The 20,741-nt window shown below is 54.8% G+C and carries 18 protein-coding genes; 15 read left to right on the plus strand and 3 right to left on the minus strand.

Annotated features, from left to right (window positions below; all coding sequences use genetic code 11):
* Nucleotides 1-39 precede the first annotated feature (39 nt).
* Genes ACE99V_RS14430 through pyrE form a run of 6 tightly spaced genes read left to right on the plus strand, consistent with a single transcriptional unit; the run spans nucleotide 40 to nucleotide 7,957 of the window.
* Nucleotides 40-978 (plus strand): aspartate carbamoyltransferase catalytic subunit, encoded by a 939-nt coding sequence (locus ACE99V_RS14430; RefSeq protein WP_400491892.1) that lies wholly within the window; start codon nucleotides 40-42, stop codon nucleotides 976-978.
* Nucleotides 945-2,228, plus strand: a complete 1,284-nt coding sequence (gene pyrC, locus ACE99V_RS14435) for a dihydroorotase (protein ID WP_400491894.1) — start codon at nucleotides 945-947, stop codon at nucleotides 2,226-2,228. Before ACE99V_RS14430 ends, pyrC begins: the two co-directional genes overlap by 34 nt.
* Nucleotides 2,229-2,242: 14 nt before the next feature.
* Nucleotides 2,243-3,340 (plus strand): carbamoyl phosphate synthase small subunit, encoded by a 1,098-nt coding sequence (locus tag ACE99V_RS14440; protein ID WP_400491895.1) that lies wholly within the window; start codon nucleotides 2,243-2,245, stop codon nucleotides 3,338-3,340.
* Nucleotides 3,324-6,539 (plus strand): carbamoyl-phosphate synthase large subunit, encoded by a 3,216-nt coding sequence (gene carB / locus ACE99V_RS14445; protein WP_400491897.1) that lies wholly within the window; start codon nucleotides 3,324-3,326, stop codon nucleotides 6,537-6,539. Before ACE99V_RS14440 ends, carB begins: the two co-directional genes overlap by 17 nt.
* A 47-nt stretch (nucleotides 6,540-6,586) precedes the next feature.
* The gene (gene pyrF, locus ACE99V_RS14450; RefSeq protein WP_400491930.1) at nucleotides 6,587-7,300 is read left to right on the plus strand and encodes an orotidine-5'-phosphate decarboxylase; all 714 of its coding nucleotides are present in this window, start codon (nucleotides 6,587-6,589) and stop codon (nucleotides 7,298-7,300) included.
* 18 nt (nucleotides 7,301-7,318) lie between these two features.
* Nucleotides 7,319-7,957: an orotate phosphoribosyltransferase gene (gene pyrE, locus ACE99V_RS14455; RefSeq protein WP_400491899.1), complete on the plus strand. Its 639-nt coding sequence runs from the start codon at nucleotides 7,319-7,321 to the stop codon at nucleotides 7,955-7,957.
* A gap of 59 nt (nucleotides 7,958-8,016) precedes the next feature.
* On the opposite strand, the gene ACE99V_RS14460 is transcribed toward pyrE, so the two are convergent.
* Entirely contained in the window at nucleotides 8,017-8,190 is a 174-nt protein-coding gene (locus tag ACE99V_RS14460; RefSeq protein ID WP_400491901.1) for a hypothetical protein, read from the minus strand.
* A 156-nt stretch (nucleotides 8,191-8,346) separates the two neighbouring features.
* Between ACE99V_RS14460 and ACE99V_RS14465 the strand changes: the two genes are divergently transcribed.
* On the plus strand, nucleotides 8,347-9,318 hold the full coding sequence (locus ACE99V_RS14465; RefSeq protein WP_400491903.1) for a DUF4349 domain-containing protein: 972 nt from the start codon (nucleotides 8,347-8,349) through the stop codon (nucleotides 9,316-9,318).
* 54 nt (nucleotides 9,319-9,372) lie between these two features.
* Nucleotides 9,373-10,176 (plus strand): DNA/RNA non-specific endonuclease, encoded by an 804-nt coding sequence (locus ACE99V_RS14470; protein ID WP_400491905.1) that lies wholly within the window; start codon nucleotides 9,373-9,375, stop codon nucleotides 10,174-10,176.
* 66 nt (nucleotides 10,177-10,242) lie between these two features.
* Here ACE99V_RS14470 and ACE99V_RS14475 read toward each other — a convergent pair whose 3' ends face one another.
* Nucleotides 10,243-10,902 (minus strand): TetR/AcrR family transcriptional regulator, encoded by a 660-nt coding sequence (locus ACE99V_RS14475; protein WP_400491931.1) that lies wholly within the window; start codon nucleotides 10,900-10,902, stop codon nucleotides 10,243-10,245.
* A 134-nt stretch (nucleotides 10,903-11,036) separates the two neighbouring features.
* Between ACE99V_RS14475 and kynU the strand changes: the two genes are divergently transcribed.
* The 7 genes from kynU (at nucleotide 11,037) to ACE99V_RS14510 (ending at nucleotide 19,218) form a co-directional block, all read left to right on the plus strand.
* Nucleotides 11,037-12,323: a kynureninase gene (gene kynU, locus ACE99V_RS14480; protein WP_400491906.1), complete on the plus strand. Its 1,287-nt coding sequence runs from the start codon at nucleotides 11,037-11,039 to the stop codon at nucleotides 12,321-12,323.
* 10 nt (nucleotides 12,324-12,333) lie between these two features.
* Entirely contained in the window at nucleotides 12,334-12,963 is a 630-nt protein-coding gene (gene kynB, locus ACE99V_RS14485; protein ID WP_400491908.1) for an arylformamidase, read from the plus strand.
* 14 nt (nucleotides 12,964-12,977) lie between these two features.
* Entirely contained in the window at nucleotides 12,978-13,676 is a 699-nt protein-coding gene (locus tag ACE99V_RS14490; RefSeq protein ID WP_400491910.1) for a tryptophan 2,3-dioxygenase family protein, read from the plus strand.
* A 391-nt stretch (nucleotides 13,677-14,067) separates the two neighbouring features.
* Complete coding sequence (locus tag ACE99V_RS14495; RefSeq protein WP_400491912.1) at nucleotides 14,068-15,231, plus strand: class I SAM-dependent methyltransferase; 1,164 nt, start codon at nucleotides 14,068-14,070, stop codon at nucleotides 15,229-15,231.
* Nucleotides 15,232-15,365: 134 nt separating this feature from the next.
* Nucleotides 15,366-16,259 (plus strand): PEP/pyruvate-binding domain-containing protein, encoded by an 894-nt coding sequence (locus ACE99V_RS14500; protein ID WP_400491914.1) that lies wholly within the window; start codon nucleotides 15,366-15,368, stop codon nucleotides 16,257-16,259.
* A gap of 15 nt (nucleotides 16,260-16,274) precedes the next feature.
* Entirely contained in the window at nucleotides 16,275-17,906 is a 1,632-nt protein-coding gene (locus ACE99V_RS14505) for a PEP-utilizing enzyme (RefSeq protein ID WP_400491916.1), read from the plus strand.
* A complete protein-coding gene (locus ACE99V_RS14510; protein ID WP_400491918.1) occupies nucleotides 17,893-19,218 on the plus strand; it encodes an MFS transporter in 1,326 nt (441 codons plus the stop codon). Before ACE99V_RS14505 ends, ACE99V_RS14510 begins: the two co-directional genes overlap by 14 nt.
* A gap of 174 nt (nucleotides 19,219-19,392) precedes the next feature.
* On the opposite strand, the gene ACE99V_RS14515 is transcribed toward ACE99V_RS14510, so the two are convergent.
* Entirely contained in the window at nucleotides 19,393-20,586 is a 1,194-nt protein-coding gene (locus ACE99V_RS14515) for a saccharopine dehydrogenase family protein (protein WP_400491920.1), read from the minus strand.
* Between the last annotated feature and the right edge of the window lie 155 nt (nucleotides 20,587-20,741).

Genomic DNA, 20,741 nt, shown 5'->3' on the forward strand with positions numbered 1-20,741 from the left:
GATGACTGTTTGGGGATGAAAATACGGAGGGTGAGCATCGTGAAGCATGTAATCGGGATGAAAGAGATGAGCAAACAACAGATCGAGTCACTGCTGGCGCGCGCCGCCGAGTGGGCGAAGCGGCCAAAGGCGCAAGCGGATACGCTGTCCGGCCGGTTCGTCGCCAACCTCTTTTTCGAAGCGAGCACACGGACGCGCTTCTCTTTTGAAGTGGCGCAGAAACGCCTGGGCGCACACGTCCTGAACTTTACAGCGGAAGCATCCTCCACAACCAAGGGAGAAACCATCTACGATACGCTGCGCACTCTCGAAGCAATGGGAGTCGAAACGGCAGTGATTCGCACCAGCCAAAACGGACTGTTGGAGGATCTGGTCGGGCGGGTAGGACTGCATCTGGTCAACGCCGGTGACGGTACCAATGAACACCCGACGCAGTGCCTGCTTGACCTCTTGACGATGAAGCAGCATTTTGGAAAAATTGCCGGCCTGCGGGTGGCGATTATCGGCGACCTGCGTCACAGCCGGGTGCTGGGTTCCCATCTGCACGCGCTGCCAAAGCTGGGAGCCGAGCTGGTGCTGGCCGGACCGCCCGGGATGATGCGCCGTGCGGAGGAGATTCCAGCGGGGGTAAGCGTGGTCGACATTGACGAGGCGGTGCGTACAGCTGATGTCGTGATGATGCTGCGGGTTCAGCTGGAACGGCATGCGGAAGCGGTGTTTGACTCAGCGGAATCTTATCATCAGATGTATGGCCTGACGCTGGAGCGGGCGAGGGCAATGAAGCCCGGAGCCGTGATCATGCACCCCGCACCGGTGAACCGCGGCGTGGAAATTCACACCGATCTGGTGGAATGCGAAAAATCGCTGATTTTTACACAGGTAGCAAACGGGGTAGCAGTGCGCATGGCCGTGCTGGAACAGATCATGGAGGGGAGAGAGAGCAAATGGGAATCATCCTTGGTAACGGTAAATGGTTAAATCAAGCCGGCGAGCTGACCAACGCAGAAATGCTGGTGGAGGACGGACGCATCACGGCGATTGCAACCCGGGTGGAGCGAAGCGGTCACGAGGTCATCGATTGCAACGGCGGGCTGATCTGTGCGGGCTTTATCGACATGCACGTCCACTTGCGCGAGCCGGGGTTTGAACACAAAGAGACGATCGCGACCGGAGCGGCGGCAGCCGTGCGCGGCGGTTTTACCACGATCGCCTGCATGCCGAACACGCGCCCGTCGATCGACAGCGCAGAGACGGTTCAGTATATTCTGGAAAAAGCCCGCGAAGCCGGATTGGCCCGCGTCCTGCCGTACGGGGCGATTACGGTTCGCCAGCTGGGCAAGGAGCTGACTGACTTTGCCGGATTACAGGAAGCGGGCATCGTCGGCGTAACCGATGACGGTGTGGGCGTACAATCCGCCGCGATGATGAAAAAGGCGATGCAGCGTGCGCATGAACTTGGCTTGTCCGTGATTGCACACTGTGAAGACGACGATCTGATTACGCCTGGAAGCGCCCTGCACGACGGTGTAACCGCGGCTCGCCACGGACTGCCGGGCATCCCGTCCGAATCGGAATCCATTCACGTCGGCCGCGACATTTTACTGGCGGAACAAACCGGGGTACACTACCACGTCTGCCATATCAGCGCCAAGGAGTCGGTCAGACTGGTTCGCGACGGGAAACGTGCCGGTATCAACGTGACGGCGGAAGTCACCCCCCATCACCTGCTGTTGTGTGACGAGGATATTCCCGAAGATCTGAACACCAACTGGAAAATGAACCCGCCGCTGCGTTCCCGCGAAGACCGGGCGGCACTGATTGCGGGATTGAAAGACGGCACCATCGACATCATCGCGACCGATCATGCGCCCCACACTGCGGAAGAAAAGGCAAACGGAATGGATCGCGCGCCGTTTGGTATCGTCGGTCTGGAGACAGCCTTCCCGCTCCTCTACACCAACCTGGTGCTTACAGGAGAAATCACCCTGGCCAAACTGATCGAGCTGATGACCGTAAAACCGGCCGAAATTTTCGGTTTGCCATACGGACGGCTGGAAGCAGGCGCAGTTGCCGACATCGTCGTACTCGACCTGGATACGGAGCGCACAATCGATCCGAACACATTTGCAAGCAAGGGGAAAAATACGCCGTTTGCCGGCTGGATCTGCAAGGGCTGGCCCACTGTCACAATGGTTGAAGGAAAAATTGTACATCGAGAAGGGGTATAAAGGAGGACGTGAAGATGCAAGCGAGACTCATCCTGGAAGACGGAACGGAATGCGTAGGCACAGCATTTGGAGCCACGACGGAAACGTTGGGAGAAGTGGTGTTCAACACCGGACTTACCGGTTATCAGGAGGTGTTGTCTGACCCGTCCTACTGCGGTCAAATCGTGACCATGACCTACCCGCTGATCGGCAATTACGGCATCAACCGGGACGACTTTGAGGCGGTCCGTCCGTTTATCCACGGGTTCGTGGTTCGGGAGCACTGCGACATGCCGAGCAACTGGCGCAACACCCAGACACTTGATGAACTCCTGAAATCGTACGACATACCGGGGATCGCCGGTGTCGACACGCGGATGCTTACGAGAAAAATCCGCTACCGCGGCACGATGAAGGGAATGATCACCACGAGCGACGCGCCGCTTATGGAATTGGTCTCTTCGCTGCGGGCTTCCTCGCTGATGACCGACCAGGTGTCCCGCGTCTCCACAAAAAACGTCTTCAGCTGTCCGGGCACAGGACACCGCGTCGTGCTGGTTGACTTCGGCTCCAAACACGGGATTCTGCGCGAGCTGGCCAAACGCGGCTGCGATGTTGTGGTTGTACCCTACCATGTAACCGCTGATGAGATTCGTCGCTTGCAGCCGGACGGCATCCTGCTCTCCAACGGCCCTGGGGACCCGAAAGACGTCCCGCAGGCGATCCGGATGATCCGCGAGATTCTCGGCGAGTACCCGCTTTTCGGCATCTGTCTGGGTCATCAGCTGTTCGCACTGGCATGCGGTGCCGACACCGAAAAAATGAAATTCGGCCATCGCGGTGGCAACCATCCGGTGAAGGAGCTGACTTCCGGCCGCACCTACATTACCTCCCAGAACCACAGCTACGCAGTCAAGGAAGAGTCGATCAAGGGAACGGAGCTGGAAATCACCCACACCGCCCTCAATGACGGTACGGTAGAAGGTTTGCGCAACGTGAAAAAACAGGCGTTTTCCGTCCAGTATCACCCGGAAGCGGCACCGGGTCCGTACGACTCCGGCTACCTGTTTGACCAATTCATCGAACTGATTGAAACCGCCAAGGAGGAGAAGAACCATGCCAAAACACGATAACCTGAAAAAAATTCTCGTCATCGGTTCCGGTCCGATCGTCATTGGTCAAGCGGCTGAGTTTGACTACGCAGGCACCCAGGCGTGCCAGGCTCTGAAGGAAGAGGGACTGGAGGTGGTCCTGATCAACTCCAACCCGGCCACCATCATGACCGACACCAACATGGCGGACAAAGTGTACATCGAGCCGATTACGACCGAGTTTGTGGCGCGCGTCATTCGCCAGGAAAAACCGGACGGCCTGCTGCCGACTTTGGGTGGCCAAACCGGTTTGAACATGGCAGTTTCACTGGCGGAGGCGGGTATTCTCGAGCAGGAAAACGTGAAGCTGCTCGGTACCAGCCTGGACTCCATCAAGCGCGCGGAAGACCGTGAACAGTTTCGCGCCCTGATGAACGAGCTTGGCGAGCCAGTACCGGAGTCCACGATTGTCAGCACAGTGGAGGAGGCAGTCGATTTTGCCAATGAAATCGGCTACCCGATCATCGTTCGTCCCGCCTACACCCTGGGCGGTACAGGCGGCGGTATTTGCGAGGACGAAGAAAGCCTGCGCGAGATCGTGGCGAGCGGACTGAAATACTCGCCCATCACCCAGTGCCTGATAGAAAAAAGCATCGCCGGCATGAAAGAGATCGAATACGAAGTCATGCGCGATGCAAACGACAACTGTATCGTGGTATGCAATATGGAAAACATCGACCCGGTCGGTGTTCACACAGGTGACTCCATCGTCGTGGCGCCGAGCCAAACGCTTTCCGACCGCGAGTACCAGATGCTTCGCTCGTCCGCGCTGAAGATCATCCGCGCGCTGGGCATCGAAGGCGGATGCAACGTACAGTACGCGCTCGACCCTAACAGCTATCAATACTATGTCATCGAAGTGAACCCGCGCGTGAGCCGCTCCTCTGCGCTGGCATCCAAGGCGACCGGCTATCCGATTGCGAAGATGGCGGCGAAAATTGCCATCGGCTACACGCTGGACGAATTGAAAAACCCGGTTACCGGCCAAACCTACGCCTGCTTCGAGCCGACCATCGACTACGTGGTAAGCAAGATTCCGCGCTGGCCGTTTGACAAGTTCCAATCGGCCAACCGTCGCCTGGGCACACAGATGAAGGCGACAGGGGAAGTAATGGCAATCGGACGGACTTTTGAAGAGTCCATCATGAAGGCCATCCGCTCACTCGAAGTCGGTACGTACCACCTCGAGCTGAAAGGGGCGGGCGCCATTGCCGAAGAGGAGCTGGAAGCACGCCTGATCGCGGCGGACGACGAACGTCTTTTCCTTCTGGCGGAAGCGCTGCGCCGCGGGTGGGGAATCGAGAAGCTGCACCAGTTGACCAAAATGGATCGGTTCTTCCTGCACAAACTGGAAAAACTGGTCTCCTTTGAAGAGACGCTCCGCGCAAAAGGCGCGACACCGGCTGCGCTGTACGAGGCAAAGCGCCTCGGCTTTACCGACCGGAAAATTGCCGAATTGACCGGACACAGCGAAGAGGAAATTCGCGCCATGCGCAAACAGCAAGGGTTGACACCTGTATACAAGATGGTAGACACCTGCGCGGCTGAATTTGAAGCGCAGACGCCGTACTACTATTCCACCTATGAACAGGAAGACGAGCGCATCGAGACCGGCAGGAAACGGGTGGTGGTGCTCGGTTCCGGCCCAATCCGCATCGGACAGGGCATCGAGTTTGACTACGCCACGGTGCATGCTGTATGGGCTCTGAAGGAAGCGGGGTACGAGGCGGTCATCGTCAACAACAACCCGGAGACCGTATCCACTGACTTCAACACATCCGATCGCCTTTACTTCGAGCCGCTGTACATCGAAGACGTGATGAACATCCTCGATGCCGAGAAACCGGAAGGAGTCATTGTGCAATTCGGCGGTCAAACCGCGATCAATCTGGCAGACAAACTGGCAGCGCGCGGCATACGCATCCTCGGCACCAGTCTGGAAAGTATCGATGCAGCGGAAAACCGCGAAAAGTTTGAAGCGCTGCTGCGAACTCTGGACATCGCGCAGCCGCCGGGCAAAACCGTCACCTCCGTGGAGGAAGCGGTAGTGGCAGCAGAGGGCCTCGGCTTCCCGGTGCTGGTTCGTCCATCCTACGTTCTCGGCGGCCGGGCCATGGAAATTGTGTACAACCAGGAAGAACTGCTGGAGTACATGGAAAAAGCGGTTCGAGTCAACCCGGAGCATCCGGTTCTGGTAGACCGCTACATGGTAGGTACCGAAGCGGAGGTAGATGCGATCTGCGACGGCGAAAACGTGCTGATTCCGGGCATTATGGAACACATTGAGCGGGCAGGGGTTCACTCCGGCGACTCGATCGCGGTATACCCGCCGCAGTCTCTCTCAAATGAGATCAAACAGGAACTGATCGAAATGACCGCCAAGCTGGCACGCGCCCTTAAGGTCAAAGGATTGATCAACATCCAGTTTGTCATCTCCCGCAACCGTCCGTATGTGATCGAGGTAAACCCTCGTTCGTCCCGCACGGTGCCGTTCCTGTCCAAAGTAACCGGCATCCCGATGGCAAACATCGCGACCAAGGCGATCCTCGGACATTCGATTGTCGAACAAGGCTTTACGCCAGGCTACCATCCGGAAGACGAGATGGTGTCCGTCAAAGTCCCGGTCTTCTCCTTCGCCAAGCTGCGCCGTGTAGACATCACGCTGGGGCCGGAAATGAAATCGACCGGGGAAGTGATGGGCCGTGAGCGTACGCTGGCCAAGGCTCTCTACAAAGGATTGCTGGCAGCCGGCATGAATATCCCGACTCACGGTTCGCTGCTCGTCACCGTCGCCGACAAGGACAAGGAAGAGGCACTGGATATCGTCAAGCGTTTCCATCTGCTGGGCTTCAAGCTGTTGGCTACCTCCGGCACTGCTGATTATCTGGAGCAGGCCGGACTGAGTGTGATACGCGTGAACAAATTGTCCGAAGGCACGCCGAACCTGCTGGACATGATCCACAAGGGCGAAGCCAACATTGTCTTGAACACATTGACGAAAGGCAAAACACCGCAGCGAGACGGCTTCCGCATCCGCCGCGAAGCCGTGGAAAACGGAGCGGTCTGCCTTACCTCGCTGGATACGGCAAAAGCGCTCCTGCACGTGCTGGAGACCATCACCTTCTCCACGGACGCGATGCCTAAGCAGCGTTTGGGGGCGAAGGTTGCCGTAACCGTATAGCGATGCAGACAAAAGGAGAGAGGGCCGTGCAACAGCAGATCACAGATATTCGGGAGCGCATGATTGTGGCGCTGGACTTTTCGACGATGGAGGATGTGAAGCGGTGCCTGGGGCAGCTGGAAGGGCAAGTCCGCTACGTAAAGGTAGGGATGGAACTGTTCTACGCGGAGGGGCCGGCCGTCGTTCGCTTCCTGAAGGAAAAAGGGTTCAAGGTCTTTCTCGATCTGAAAGCACACGACATCCCCAACACGGCCAAAGGGGCGATGAAAAGTCTGGCGCGCTTGGGCGTTGACATGGTGAACGTCCATGCCGCCGGCGGTGTCGCCATGATGGAAGCGGCTCGGGAAGGACTGGAGCAGGGGACGGCAGCGGGAGCGCCCCGCGCTTTGCTGATTGGTGTCACCATGCTGACGTCTACCAGCCGGGAGATGATGAATCAGCAGTTGGCCATTCCGGGTACAGTGGAAGACGTCGTGATCCACTATGCGATGATGACCAAGCAGGCCGGTTTGGATGGCGTGGTCGCCTCTCCGCTGGAGGTGCCGCTGATCAAACAGGCGGCCGGCGAATCATTCGTCACGGTTACTCCGGGGATTCGCCCCGCCGGAACGGACAACGGGGACCAAACCCGTGTTGCCACACCGGAACAGGCGTTTCGCTTGGGCAGCGACTACATCGTGATCGGCCGGGCCATCACCGCTGCCGACGATCCGGCCGCAGCCTGGCAGAGGATGGTTCATAGAGTGGAAGCCGACCAATAAAGGAGAGGATGGGGTCTTATGACAACGACAACGATCGCAAAACAAATTGCCGCACATCTGCTGGAGATTGGTGCCGTTCACCTGCGTCCGGAACAGCCGTTCACCTGGACGTCCGGCATCAAATCGCCGATCTACTGCGACAACCGTGTTACCATGTCGCATCCAGCGGTGCGCCGCCAGATCGCAGAAGCGTTTGCGGCTGCCATCCGTGAACGCTTCCCGCATGCGGAAGTGATTGCCGGAACGGCCACGGCTGGCATTCCCCATGCGGCATGGGTGGCGGAGTTGTTGAACCTGCCGATGATCTATGTACGTGACAAGGCAAAAGGACATGGCCGTCAAAATCAGATCGAAGGTGTGCTCGGTGAGGGACAGAAAGTAATCGTCATCGAAGACCTCATTTCCACCGGCGGCAGCTCGCTCAAGGCAGCCGAAGCGGTCAAAGCGGAAGGGGGCGACGTGCTGGGTGTCGTCGCCATCTTCACCTACCAGTTCGCGGCCGCAGAATCCTTGTTTGCTGATGCCGGTGTGCCCTGCACGACCCTGTCGAACTATTCGGCCCTCTTGGAGGTTGCCCGCGAGCGTGGAATGATCACCGCCGAACAGGAGCAGCTCCTCGCCGAATGGCGCAAGTCGCCGAAGACGTATTTTGCGTAAAAGGAAAGAGAGCACCGCGTGTGCTCTCTTTTGGTTGTATGTATAGTAGGTGCGGTTGTTTATGTGTTTACGCTGTTTTGAATGGCGTGTTCCCAGCTAGGAAAATAATAGAGTGCGTTCTTCATCAATTTGGGATGGGACTGCTTCACGGCCTTCTTGCTCAGGGTTTTACCGCTCTCTTTCATCTGCTTGATCTGGCTCACCACATCCGCAATGCTCATATCCGCTTCCATACCAATCATTCCTTTCCAGTAGGGTTATCCCTATTGTATCCACAAAGGAGAAAAAATTTACATTTTTCACCTGAATTTGTATCATTTGATCCATTCCTTGGAAACATCCTTCCCCTCCGCGTCGTCCCAGAAGTAGAACCTACAGGGGGGATTCATTTGAAACAGAGAACAAGAAAGAGACTTCTGTTCGTGACCAGTCTTTTGGTAGTACTGTGCATCCTCATGGCTGCCTGCAGCGCTCCTCATTCTCAGAGCGGAGCAGCCAAGACATCCAATCAAGCGGAAACGGAGGTATCGCATGACAGTGCGGCACCCGGTTCCAGCCACGCCAACTCAGCTCCCGCTCAACCGACCGCTGAAAATCCTTCCGTACCGAGCTCAGGTGTCATGTCTTCGCCCGCGATCTCCTCGCGCAAAATGATTTACAAGGCCAACGTTCAGGCAGAGGTTGAGAATTTTGCCAAAGCCCGTTCTTCGTTAACGTCACTCGTGACACGCTTTCAAGGATACATCCTCTCCTCGTCCGAATATGAATCGGATCAGGAAAAAGGCGGAGACATTGTCGTTCGCATCCCGCAAGCCGGTTTTTCTTCCTTTCTGGAAGAGCTCGACAAGCTGGCGACAAAAATCCCCGTCCGTTCCATAGAGGGGCAGGATGTGACGGAAGAATACGTCGACCTTTCCTCCCGCCTGAAAGCCCGCCAGGCAGTGGAAGCCCGTCTGCTGCAATTCATGGCGGATGCGAAGAAAACGGAAAACCTTTTGAAAATTTCAAGCGATTTGGCCGGTGTTCAGGAAGAAATAGAACGAATCAAGGGCCGCATGCGTTATCTTGATAAAAACGTCGCCTACTCTACCATTTCTCTCGTACTCGTGGAGAAGAAAGTCATTGCCAAGCTGGACGATGTGACAGATGCAAGCACCTGGGAGCATGCATGGCTCTCTTTTCATCAAAGCTTGCTGGCCATTCTCTCCTTCCTGAAATGGCTGATTGTGTTTATCGCCGGTTCCATTCCCGTCGTTCTCTTTCTCGCCATTCCAGGCATTCCCGTGATTCTCTTTTGGATGCGTCTCCGAAAACGAAATCAAACCCCGCCGCCACCACCATCCATCGATGAAACGCCATGAAAAAGGAAGTCCCGAATGTCACCATTTTTCAATCCATGATAAAGGAGGAGTAACATGGGTATGGAATACGATCCCTTCTTTCTGGGAGACATGCACGAGGTCCCTTTGCCTTGCCTAAATGGACAAACGGCGGAAGATGCGCTGGATGGCGGCAAGGTGTATCACTTTACCCACTTCTCGATCGTCATGAACAAACGGCGGAAATTTGCGGTTTATTCAGCTGCATGTGTGGATGAAAGCAAACGGGTTGACGTGCAGAGAGATAACAAGTCATGGCATTTTGATGAACGCATCGGTGCTGAGAATCAGGTCGGCCATGAGTTTTATGCGAAGAATGATTACGACAAAGGGCATTTGACGCGAAGAAGAGATGTCTGCTGGGGAGAGAGGGGAGAAGCGGAGAGGGCCAACTATGATTCGTTTTGCTACGCCAATATTGTGTTGCAGCACCATAACTTCAACACGGGAATATGGAATTGCCTGGAGGACTGGATCCTGGAAAGGCTGGACCATGATAAAAAAATGATCGTGATAACGGGGCCGATTTTCAAGGAAGAGGATGAAGAGTACTGCGGTGTTCACGGTTTGCCCGGATGCAAGATTCAGGTTCCCTACGGATTCTGGAAAAGCGTGTTTTATGTCGAGCCTAAGAACCGGTTAAAAAGCTTGTCGTTTTTAATCCGGCAGAGCCCGGACCCTGTAACCGAAGCGTGTGAGTACCGGCGGTTTGAAACCTATCAGGTACCGCTCGCGACCATCACCAAAGAAACGGAACTGCAATTCAAGCACAGCTTCTATGAGAGGAGTCCGTTGCAATGGATCAACCGGCCCTCCGCCATCATCATGAACAGCGAGTGAGTGGTCTTGCCATGGACATCCCATACAGCCACTAGGAAAGTGTTCGGGGCCCCGCCCGGCGAAGCGTTAGCTCATGCCGGGTGGGTTTTCTTGCGACGGATACAGTCCGCCGGTGTAAATCGCCGTCAAAGTCATCGCGATGTCATCGAGCGAAACCGTGTGTTCGTTTCGAACAATGTCCCACAGATACATCTCATGCGCATAAAACCAGCCGCGTGCAACCAGTTCCGGCTGAACATCGCTGCGAGCCAGGCCGTTTTGCTGGGAGTAGGTAATATCCTGAGCGATGCGTTGAATGAATTTTTCCCGAATTTCCGTCCACTTTTGCCGGGCCGCGGACGAGACGCCGATTGCCTCGGCAAACACCTGCAGCATGTTGCGCTCCGATTCCGCCATTTTTAAAAAGGTTGTCGTCTGGTTCAGGATCATTTTCTGTGCTTCTGCTTTGGAAGCGGGGAAAAAGGGCAGTTCGGCAATGGAGTAAAACGCCGCCATTACATCTTCCATCAGCACGATCAAGAGGTCGTCTTTTCCGGTGAAATGGACGTAGGCGGTGCCATAGCCTGTTTTCGCCCGCTTGATGATCTGGGAGATCGTCGATTTTTGAAATCCTTCTTCTAAAAACACGTGCCGCGCCGCCTCCAGCAGCTTTTGCCGCGTTTGCTGCGAGCGCAGGTGACGTCCGTCTGTCATCGTTTTCGAGTGTTCCACGGAATTCCCCTCCATCTTACTAGGATACAAGGAACGAAGGGAAAAAGAAAGGCGGGACGACCCGTAATGATAGAATATTGACACAATGTCAACTTTTCAGTAAGATAGCCTCAGTTACCTGTTGTGCCATTCAAAAAAGGAGGATTTTCATGCAGAGCGCTTCCTTCTCGCCGACGATTGAATACGCGCGGGAGCTAGACAGCCGGGATGATCTGGCCCGCTTCCGTGAAGAGTTTTATTTGCATCCCCACACCATTTATCTGGACGGGAATTCACTTGGTCTGTTGTCCAGGCGGGCTGAGCGGGCTTTGCTGAACGCGCTGGACGATTGGAAGCTGTTGGGTATCGACGGATGGACGCAAGGAAACCATCCGTGGTTTACTCTCGCAGAGAAGCTGGGAAAATGGAGTGCTCCGCTGGTCGGCGCCTTGCCGGATGAGGTAATTGTAAGCGGTTCCACGACAACGAACCTGCACCAGCTGGTTGCTACCTTCTATCAGCCGGTGGGAAAGCGGACAAAGATTCTTGCAGATGAGCTGAACTTCCCGTCCGACATCTATGCGCTGCAAAGTCAGCTTCGGCTGCACGGGTTTGACCCTGAGGAGCACCTGGTTCGGGTGAAAAGCCGCGACGGCCGTTTTCTTGAAGAAGAAGACATCATCGCAGCGATGACGGACGAAATCGCCCTGATCGTTCTTCCCACGGTCCTGTATCGCAGCGGACAGCTTCTGGACATCGAGCGCCTGACGAAGGAAGCGCATGCCCGCGGCATTCTGATCGGCTTTGACGGATGCCACTCTGTGGGCGCGATTCCCCATCGCTTCGATGAATGGGACGTGGACTTTGCCTACTGGTGCAATTACAAGTATCTGAACAGCGGACCGGGCGGAGTAGGGAGCCTGTACGTAAATCGCAAGCACTTCGGCACGCTACCCGGTCTCGCCGGCTGGTTCGGATCCCGCAAAGACAAGCAATTTGACATGGAGCACGTGTTTACGCCGGCAGAAACGGCCGGGGCGTATCAAATCGGCACGCCGCACATCCTGAGCATGGCGCCGCTGCTCGGTTCGCTGGAGATGTTTGCCGAAGCCGGCATGGAAAACATCCGCAGCAAATCCTTGCAGATCACACAATATCTGATGGATCTGGTCGACCACGAACTGGCAGGCATGGGCTTTACCATCGGCAATCTGCGGGAAAACAACCGCCGGGGCGGTCATGTCAGCCTGGAACACACGGAAGCCGCCCGCATTTGCAAGGCATTGAAGGAAAACGGCGTCGTCCCTGATTTTCGTGCTCCGAATGTCATCCGTCTGGCACCGATTGCCCTCTACAACTCATACAGTGAAGTGTGGAACGCCGTGCAGATTTTGAAAACCATCATGGTGGAAAAGAAGTACGAACAGTACGAAAACAAGCGCGGTGTTGTCGCATAGGAGGCGCACGATGAAGGTGATCGATATTTCCCGCCGCCTGGAAAAAGGCGTTCCCACCTGGCCAGGCGATACGACATTCGCCTATGAGGTCAGCTGGTCAAAGGAACAAAGCGGCTCGGTAAACGTGGGGAAGCTTACCATGAGCATCCATACCGGGACGCATATTGACGCCCCGTTTCACTTCGACAACCAGGGAAAAAGAACGCTCGACCTTCCTTTGGAGGTATACATGGGGCCGGCACGGGTCATCGACGTGTCCGGGAGACCCAGCATTGGGGCTGAGGACTTGGCTTCCTATGATCTCGAGGGGGTTACGCGGTTGCTGCTTCGCACCGGTTCCTGGGTGAATCCGGGGGAATTTCCGGCAGAGATCTGCTATTTGCGGGCAGACATTGCGCCGTTTCTGGCGGAAAAAGGCATCAAGCTGATCGGAGTGGATGTGCCGTCCGTCGATCCGCTTACCAGCAAGGAACTCTCCGCCCACCACGGGCTGCATGCTCACGACATCAACATCTTGGAAGGGATTATCCTGGACCATGTAGAGCCCGGTGACTACGAACTGATTGCCCTGCCGCTTCCGCTTGCCGAGGCGGACGGAAGCCCGGTTCGCGCCGTCCTCCGGTCACTGAATCCTGCGTAGAAGAGGGAGAGATTATGGAAAAAAAACAACTGACCGATTATGAAAAATACATTCGCACGGAAGAACTTTTGGCATTGCAAAAGGAAGAGGGGCATCTGGCTTGCGAAGACGAGCTGACTTTCCAGATGATTCACCAGATTGCCGAACTGCATTTCAAGCTGATCATCCAGTACTTAGGGATAGCCAAACGGCAGATGCTGGCAGGCGACGCGCAAGGAGCCGCGAATCAGTTGAGACGGGTCAACATGCACCTCAAACACTTGCCGGAAGTGTTCAACATGGTGAAGGTGATCAGCCCGATCGACTATCATACGATCCGTCTGGCACTTGGCCGAGGCAGCGGGCAGGATTCTCCCGGATTCAACCAGATTCTGCAGGCGGGACCGACCTTGTGGGAGCCGTTTGAACAGCTGCTGAGCGCGCAAAAACGGACGCCGCTTGCCGTTCACCAAAAGCCGCAGGAAAATATCGAGTTGTACCAGTTGATGCAGCAGATGATTCAGTTTGACGAAAGCTTCCAGAGCTTCCGTTACCAGCATCTCCAACTGGTTCGCCGAATGATCGGCCTCGAGACCAACAGCCTGAAAGGAGTGCCGGCTCAGGCGCTGCAAAAAGGCGTTCGCTATGAATTTTATCCGGTTTTGTGGAAGGCGATCAGCGAGCTGACCGACTGGACGGGCAGCAGCTACAACGCGCAGCCTTTGCAGGACTGATGTGGAGTGAGTCCTCTCATGTAGATTCGTCTACGTGGGAGGTTTTTTATAAGAATTTATAAATTTGGACATCCCATACAGCCACTAGGAAAGTGTTCGGGGCCCCGCCCGGCGAAAAAAGGGACCCCACTCGGCTCAGCGATAGCTACCGCCGAGTGGGGTGAGAATAGCTAATGCCGGGTGGGTTTTCTTATCGTGTAGGAAAGTTTAAGGGCTTCACCGTGTGAAAGCGTCCTGAAATAAACTTTCCGGAACGCATAAAAAGTTTCCTCTAACGAAGAACCAGCTTCTTCGAGAGGGCTTCAATCGAAGCTTTTTTTATCGCGATCAGATGAACGGCACGAATGACTGGATTGCCCAATATGATACAGGAGAGGAGGGAACGAAACGGATGCAAAAATTCTTTTTTCAACAGTATTTTCAGGGATTTACACATAAATCGTTTCAGGTTGCGTATTGGGACAACACGACAGAAGCTTATGGCGAAGGTGATCCCGAATTTACCATCAAGTTTACACAGAAAGTGTCGGTTGCAGATTTTCTGAAGAACCCGGTTCTATCCTTTGGCGAGGCGTACATGGATGGCATCATCGAGATTCAGGGCAAGATTGAGGATGTGATTGCCGCTGCTTATTCAAATAAAGACAAGTTATGGAGCGAAACCATCTCCAGGCTGCCCAAACTGACTTCCCTGCGCAAGCAAAAAGAAGATGTCCGGCACCACTATGATTTAGGCAACGAGTTTTACCGACTCTGGTTGGATGAGACCATGAGCTATTCCTGCGCGTATTTTCATCAGGAAGATGATTCGCTGGAGAAAGCCCAGCTTCAGAAAATCGATCACGTCCTGAAAAAGCTTCAGCTTCGTCCCGGAGAAAAACTGCTCGACATCGGCAGCGGTTGGGGATGGCTGATCATACGCGCTGCCCAGCAATACGGTGTAAAAGCAAAAGGGGTCACAGTAAGTGAGGAGCAGTATAAAAAAACGAAGGAACGGATTGCTGCCCTTGGCCTTAACGAAAGGGTGGAGGTGCAGCTGATCGATTATCGGGAACAGGCAGATACTCAGGAGACATTCGATAAAATATCGAGCGTAGGCATGTTCGAGCACGTGGGGAAGGAAAACTATCCCCTGTTCATGAAGGCAGTGGAAGTCCTGCTGAAAGACAAAGGGCTGGCGCTATTGCACACGATTACGCATCAAAAAGAAGAGCCGGCTGATCCCTGGATTGAAACATACATTTTCCCTGGCGGATACATCCCTTCCCTGAGAGAAATCGTCTCATTACTGCCGGAATACCGTTTCCATCTTCTTGATGTAGAGAACTTGAGCATGCATTATGCGAAAACGCTGGACTGTTGGTCGGAGCGTTTTGAAAGCCGTCGGGACAGCGTCCAAAGCATGTTTGACGAGCGCTTCGTTCGGATGTGGAGGCTTTATTTGCAATCGAGTGCGGCATCATTCCGCTTGGGGAGCCTCAGCATCCACCAGCTCCTTTTCTCAAAAGGGGTGAACAATGCCCTGCCGCTCACCAGGGAGTATCAGTATCGTTGAAACAGACCCGGACAGGGTCTAATTTTTTTGCTGTCACGGTATGGACGGCATATTCCGCAGCAGGCTGTATATGATGAATTATTGGTAAATTTTCTGTTCATTTTTTGTTCATTTTACCTGAGGAAGTGGACGACTTGTATATTGTCACGCTGGAAGCCGCCCGGCATGAACAAAGGATGCGAATCGGGTCAAAAGCCCTGCACCTGGCAGCTCTGCTGGCAGAAAATATCCGCATCCCTTCTGGCTTTGTCATCACGAGCACCGCGTTCGAAACTTTTTGGGCTGAAAACAATTTGTCAGCAATTACGGAAGAAGCGCATTTTCCGCAGAAGATCCTCCAAGCGAAGATCCCGGAAGCAATTCACGAGCAGATCGCCGTTTCATTAGAGGCGCTCCGCCGTTTCGCTCCCAAATTATCCGTCGCTGTCCGATCCTCTTCCTCCGCGGAAGATTTGCCGGATGCTTCCTTCGCCGGACAATACGAAACCATTTTGAACGTAACCGATCTTCCCCATTTGCTTGACAGCGTGAAACTTTGCTGGAGTTCGCTGTTCTCTCCGAGTGTAAAGCAGTATGTTTCCCGAAGAAACAATCGCATCGGGTCTGTTCCGATGGCGGTCTTGGTGCAGCAGATGATTTTTCCCGACGTATCGGGCGTCATTTTCAGCGTCAATCCGGTGAGCGGGAACCAAAATGAATTGGTACTCAATGCAAGTTACGGTTTGGGAGAAGCGATTGTGTCCGGACTGGTTACGCCGGATGCGTTTTTTGTAGACAGAAAGAGCCTGCAGATTCACAAGGAGCTGGGGGGAAAGGAAGTGAAAGTGGTAGCGGACAGCAGGGAGACGAAAACGGTGCAGACCGCGAGCGAAGAGCAGCAGCGCTTTTCCCTTACCGACGAACAGGTATCGTCGCTGGCAAAAGAGGCGCTATCCATCGAAGCGCTGTTCCGGTATCCCGTCGATCTCGAATTTGCCGTCAAGGACGGACAAATCTACATCCTGCAAGCAAGACCGATTACGACCTAAGGGGGAAGCGTGAACATGGATCTGGCAAACTTCCAAAGCAGGATCTGCTTGAGCGAAGAGGAGAAGCAAACCGGTTTTTGGGTGCAGGACGACGTCCATCTGGCCCATGCTGTCAGCCCTCTGTTTGCTTCGTTTCAACTGCCGGCGATGACAGAGGGGACGAAGATCGCATTTGAAAATCTGAAAATGCCGATCAGTCAATTTGTGATGAAGTTGTCCGACGGGAGAATCTATCAAGCGACGCTGCTCCATGAGGGAAACTTGGAGCAGCGCGTAAAAGAACATCAAGCCATCGTGGAGCCGTTACTGCCTCGGTTAAAGCCGCGTATGCTCGACTATGTGGAGAGTGAATTCATGCCGTTTTACGCTCGGCTCGAACAGTGGCGCAGCCAGCCGCTCACCTTGGCGGAAGCGCGGGAAAACGTGGCGGAGCTGTTCCAATTTTACCAGCGGGCATGGCAGCTTCATTTTGAGATTGTGATTCCCCGTGGATCGATTTCCATGGCGCTTGAGCAATCGTACGGCCAGCTTGCCCAGGATCCCGAAACGACGGCTGTCTATCGTCTGCTGACCGGCGTAATGAACAAGACTCTGGAGACGGATCAAGCTCTGTGGAAGCTGGCTGTACAGGTACAGCAGTCAGCGGCGCTCGCTCCTCTCTTTTCTGCGGTGCCGGCTGCAGAACTCGCGGAGCATCTCACGAGGAGTGAGGAAGGGAGAGCGTTTCTCTCAGAACTGTACGCGTTTCTGGAAGAATACGGCTATCGCACGGCCAACTCGCATGAATTTGTGGAGGAGACCTGGGTGGAAAACCCCGCCCATGCGCTGGCCATCATCTCCGCCTACATCGAAAAAGAATTCAATTTCGACCAGGAATTCGCGCAGACGGTTGCAGAGCGGGAAGCGAAGGTGCGTCAGGTCTTGGCCCGTATGCCGGAAGGGGAGGGGAAGAAAGCTTTCATCCAGCTCCACCAAGATGCGTTGGATTCATGGGGATTGGATGAGGATCACCACTTCTACATCGATGCCATGCTGCCGGCGAAAGCCCGCCTGTTCCTGCTTCATGTTGGAGAAATGCTGGCGGAGCAGGATGTGTTCAGGCAAGGGGAAGACATCTTTTTCCTTTATCTCGATGAATTGATGCAGGCATTGAGCCAACCGGTGTACCTATATGACAAGGTGAAACAGCGCAGGGAAGAACATGAAGCAAACAAGCGAAAACAAGTTCCTCCCTTCTACGGGACGCCGCCGCAAGGAGTCCCGAACGACCCGATGCTGGAGCGGGTGTTCGGCTCCAAGACTCCGGAAGTGAATGAATCAGAGCGGAAATTTGCGGGATATGGGGCTTCTCAAGGTGTGTATACGGGCGTGGTGAAAGTGGTTCGCGGGCCGGAGGATTTTGCCAAGATCGAAAAAGGGGACGTACTGGTCTGCAAGACGACGACTCCGCCGTGGACGGTGCTTTTTTCCGTGGCCGGCGCGGTGGTGACGGATGCGGGCGGAATTCTTTCCCATGCCGCCACAGTCGCACGCGAATACAAGCTTCCGTCTGTGGTGGGAACGAAGGTAGCCACCGCCATTTTGCGGGATGGAGACGTCGTGACGGTGGACGGCTCCAACGGGGTTGTTACCTTTGGAGAAAAGTAGGTACGGGATCGTGCTGCTTTCGATTCTGGCAGGGACTTTTCTGATCCCTGTCAATTCTACGATGATCGCGGTCGGGCTACCCACTATTACGGAGTCTTTACACAGCAGCCTGCCCCTTGTTTCCTGGGTAGTCACCGTCTATCTGATCGTAATGGCCGTGGTGCAGCCGATCGCTGGCAAGCTTGGCGATCTGTACGGCAACCGCAAGATGTTCTTGCTTGGCATGTCGCTCTTTTTGGGAGCGTCGGCAGCGGCCATCTTTTCCATGAATCTGTTCTGGCTGATTGGTTGCCGGGCGATTCAGGCGATGGGCGGCGCTCTGGCTGCCCCCAACGCGAGCGCAGTTGTTCGCTATGTCACGCCGAAAGAGAAGTTGGGAAGAACGCTTGGCCTGTTTGGATTGTCCATGGGAATCGGGGCGGCCCTCGGTCCGCTGGCAGGCGCTTTTCTCATCAGCCACTGGGGATGGCCCTCGATTTTTTGGGTGAACATCCCGTTTGCCCTGGTCTCTGTGATGGCCTCCTTTGCTGCCCTTCCCAAAGTGAAGAGCAAGACCACGTCATCCCTGGATGTGTACGGCTGCATCCTGCTGGCTGTCAGCCTGGTCACGCTGATCTTGCTGGTCACCCATCCCGAATGGCTGCATGTCGGTACGATTGCTCTTCTGCTTTTGGCCATATGGTTATTTATCCGGCAGGAGAAGAAGTGCGAGTCGCCGTTAATCCAGTTTGATTTGTTTAAAAACGGCATGTTTACCAGTGCCAATGTATCGATTTTGTTGGGCAACGGCATCATGTACAGCACAATCCTGGTCATGCCGATCCTGATGCAAAGGGAATTTGGGCTATCCATGCAGACGATCGGCTTTCTGCTGTTCCTCTTCTCGCTGTCCATGTCCCTGTCTTCCTGGATCGGCGGATATTTTTCCGACCGGGTGGGGCCGCGGCAGGCGGTCATGCTCTCCTTTATCGTCACGGCAGCGGGGCTGATAGCGTTTTGGGGAATGTATTGGGTACCGTCGTATTCCTATAGGGTGTTGGCCATGGTGATCGGCGGAATCGGCTGCGGAATCGGTTCCGCTCCCATGCAGGCCGCTTCGCTGCAGGCCGTACCGAAAGAGATGTCCGGCATCGCCTCCGGTATTTTTTCCACCTCCCGCTATCTGGGCGGGATAATCGCTACCGTACTGGTCAGCCTCTTGGTCGACTACCGCATCCTGTTTGCCATCCTGTTAGGGTTTGCAGCAGCGGGAATCCCCGCTTCGTTGGGATTGGGGAAACCGACAGCAAGCCGGCTCAAGGGAATACAGTGAAAAGAGGGTGTCCCGAAAGTAGATAAGACTACTTTAGAGGACACCCTCTGACGATTGCTCGCAAGAGAGATCCGGTTACGAGGAGGAAAATATTTCTAGGCGTAGCGACTAGCGAAGATTAGAAATGTTTTTCTCCCCACTTGCTAAGTCTATCTGAATTACGTCCTACCTCAGCTACAGGAGAGGTGATGTCTTTTCAATCACGTGCCAGGCCATCCCGCGTGCCTTCAGCCGTTCCAAAAACGGGATCGGATCGATCAGTTCGGGCGGGATGCAGCCCGTCATGGTCAGCAATCCCTCCGCCATCATATCCACCGCGACGACCGGCGGGATCCCTGTCTGCCAAATGGTTGCCTGAAATTCGGTCTGTTCGAACACCTCGTCATGATTGGCCATGGTGTAGACGTAAAGTTCTTTTCGCTTGTTGTCCTTGCGCCCTTTTACCAGCGCTCCCACGCAGGAATATCCGTGGATTTTGCCCGCCAGATCGGCCGGTTTCGGCATCGTCGTCACGACGACGTCGCGCGGTGCCACTTTCACGCCTTTCACAAGAATTTCTTCATCGCTGTCGAGTCCCAGGTGGCGCAGCACCTGCAGGGTATTGACAAAATTGGGGTGCAGCGCGTATTTGAAGTCGACGTATTTGCACCCTTTGGCTATACCGATCGTCTCGCCCAGGGTCGTCGCTTCTTCATGTTCCACGTTGTAACAGTCGAGCCAACCGATCGGCTCGGGGAATTCAAACTCTTCCTTGTTGGCAAAAGGCGTCGGGAAATACTGTTCTCCCAAGTCTTGCGTCCAGTAATTGGGTTTCGCCAAACATTCCTGAATGGCGGTTTGCGGGCTGAAATAGGAGCAAAAACCGTCGTAGTCGACAATGGAATTGTCCCCATCCCTGATGAGAATGGCATCCACTTCATCCAACTGGTCAACGGCATAGCGGGCGGCGATGTTGGAGAAACCGGGATCGCACCCCAGCCCCATGATGCCCAGAATGCCCGCCGCTTGAAACGCATCGTTCCATGCCAATTGTTTTCGGAGCCAGACCGGTCCGCTCGATGCGGTATCAATGTAGTTCGTTTTGGTATGGAGGCAAGCCTTCATGACCTGAAAGTTGTTTTCCGGCAGTCCGATGTGCAGCAGTACGTCAATGTCGCCCAGGATGGACTGCACGCTGGCAACGTCACCCGCGTCCACGCGCCTGACCTTTATTTCGGCGTCCGTTTCCCGCCGAAGCTCCGCGGCCAGCTCTTCCGCCGGTCCGATGGAGATATCAGCCAGGACCAGCTTTGTCACGTAACCCTTTTTCACCACTTCGCAGGCGCTTACTTGTCCAACTCCGCCAACACCTACAATCGCGACTCTCATAGAGTCCTCCTTCCATGATCGTGAAATCGCTGCGCGGGGCTTTGGCAAACCGGACCGAATCAATGGGTTCGCGCGGATTCATGTGAAAACCTCCCTTCCACTATGTGAAAAAATGGTATATTACATGTGTATTCACGTGCCCATCTGTCTCATAC

Source organism: Brevibacillus soli, from assembly GCF_044759095.2.
GTDB lineage: Bacteria > Bacillota > Bacilli > Brevibacillales > Brevibacillaceae > JBIYSM02.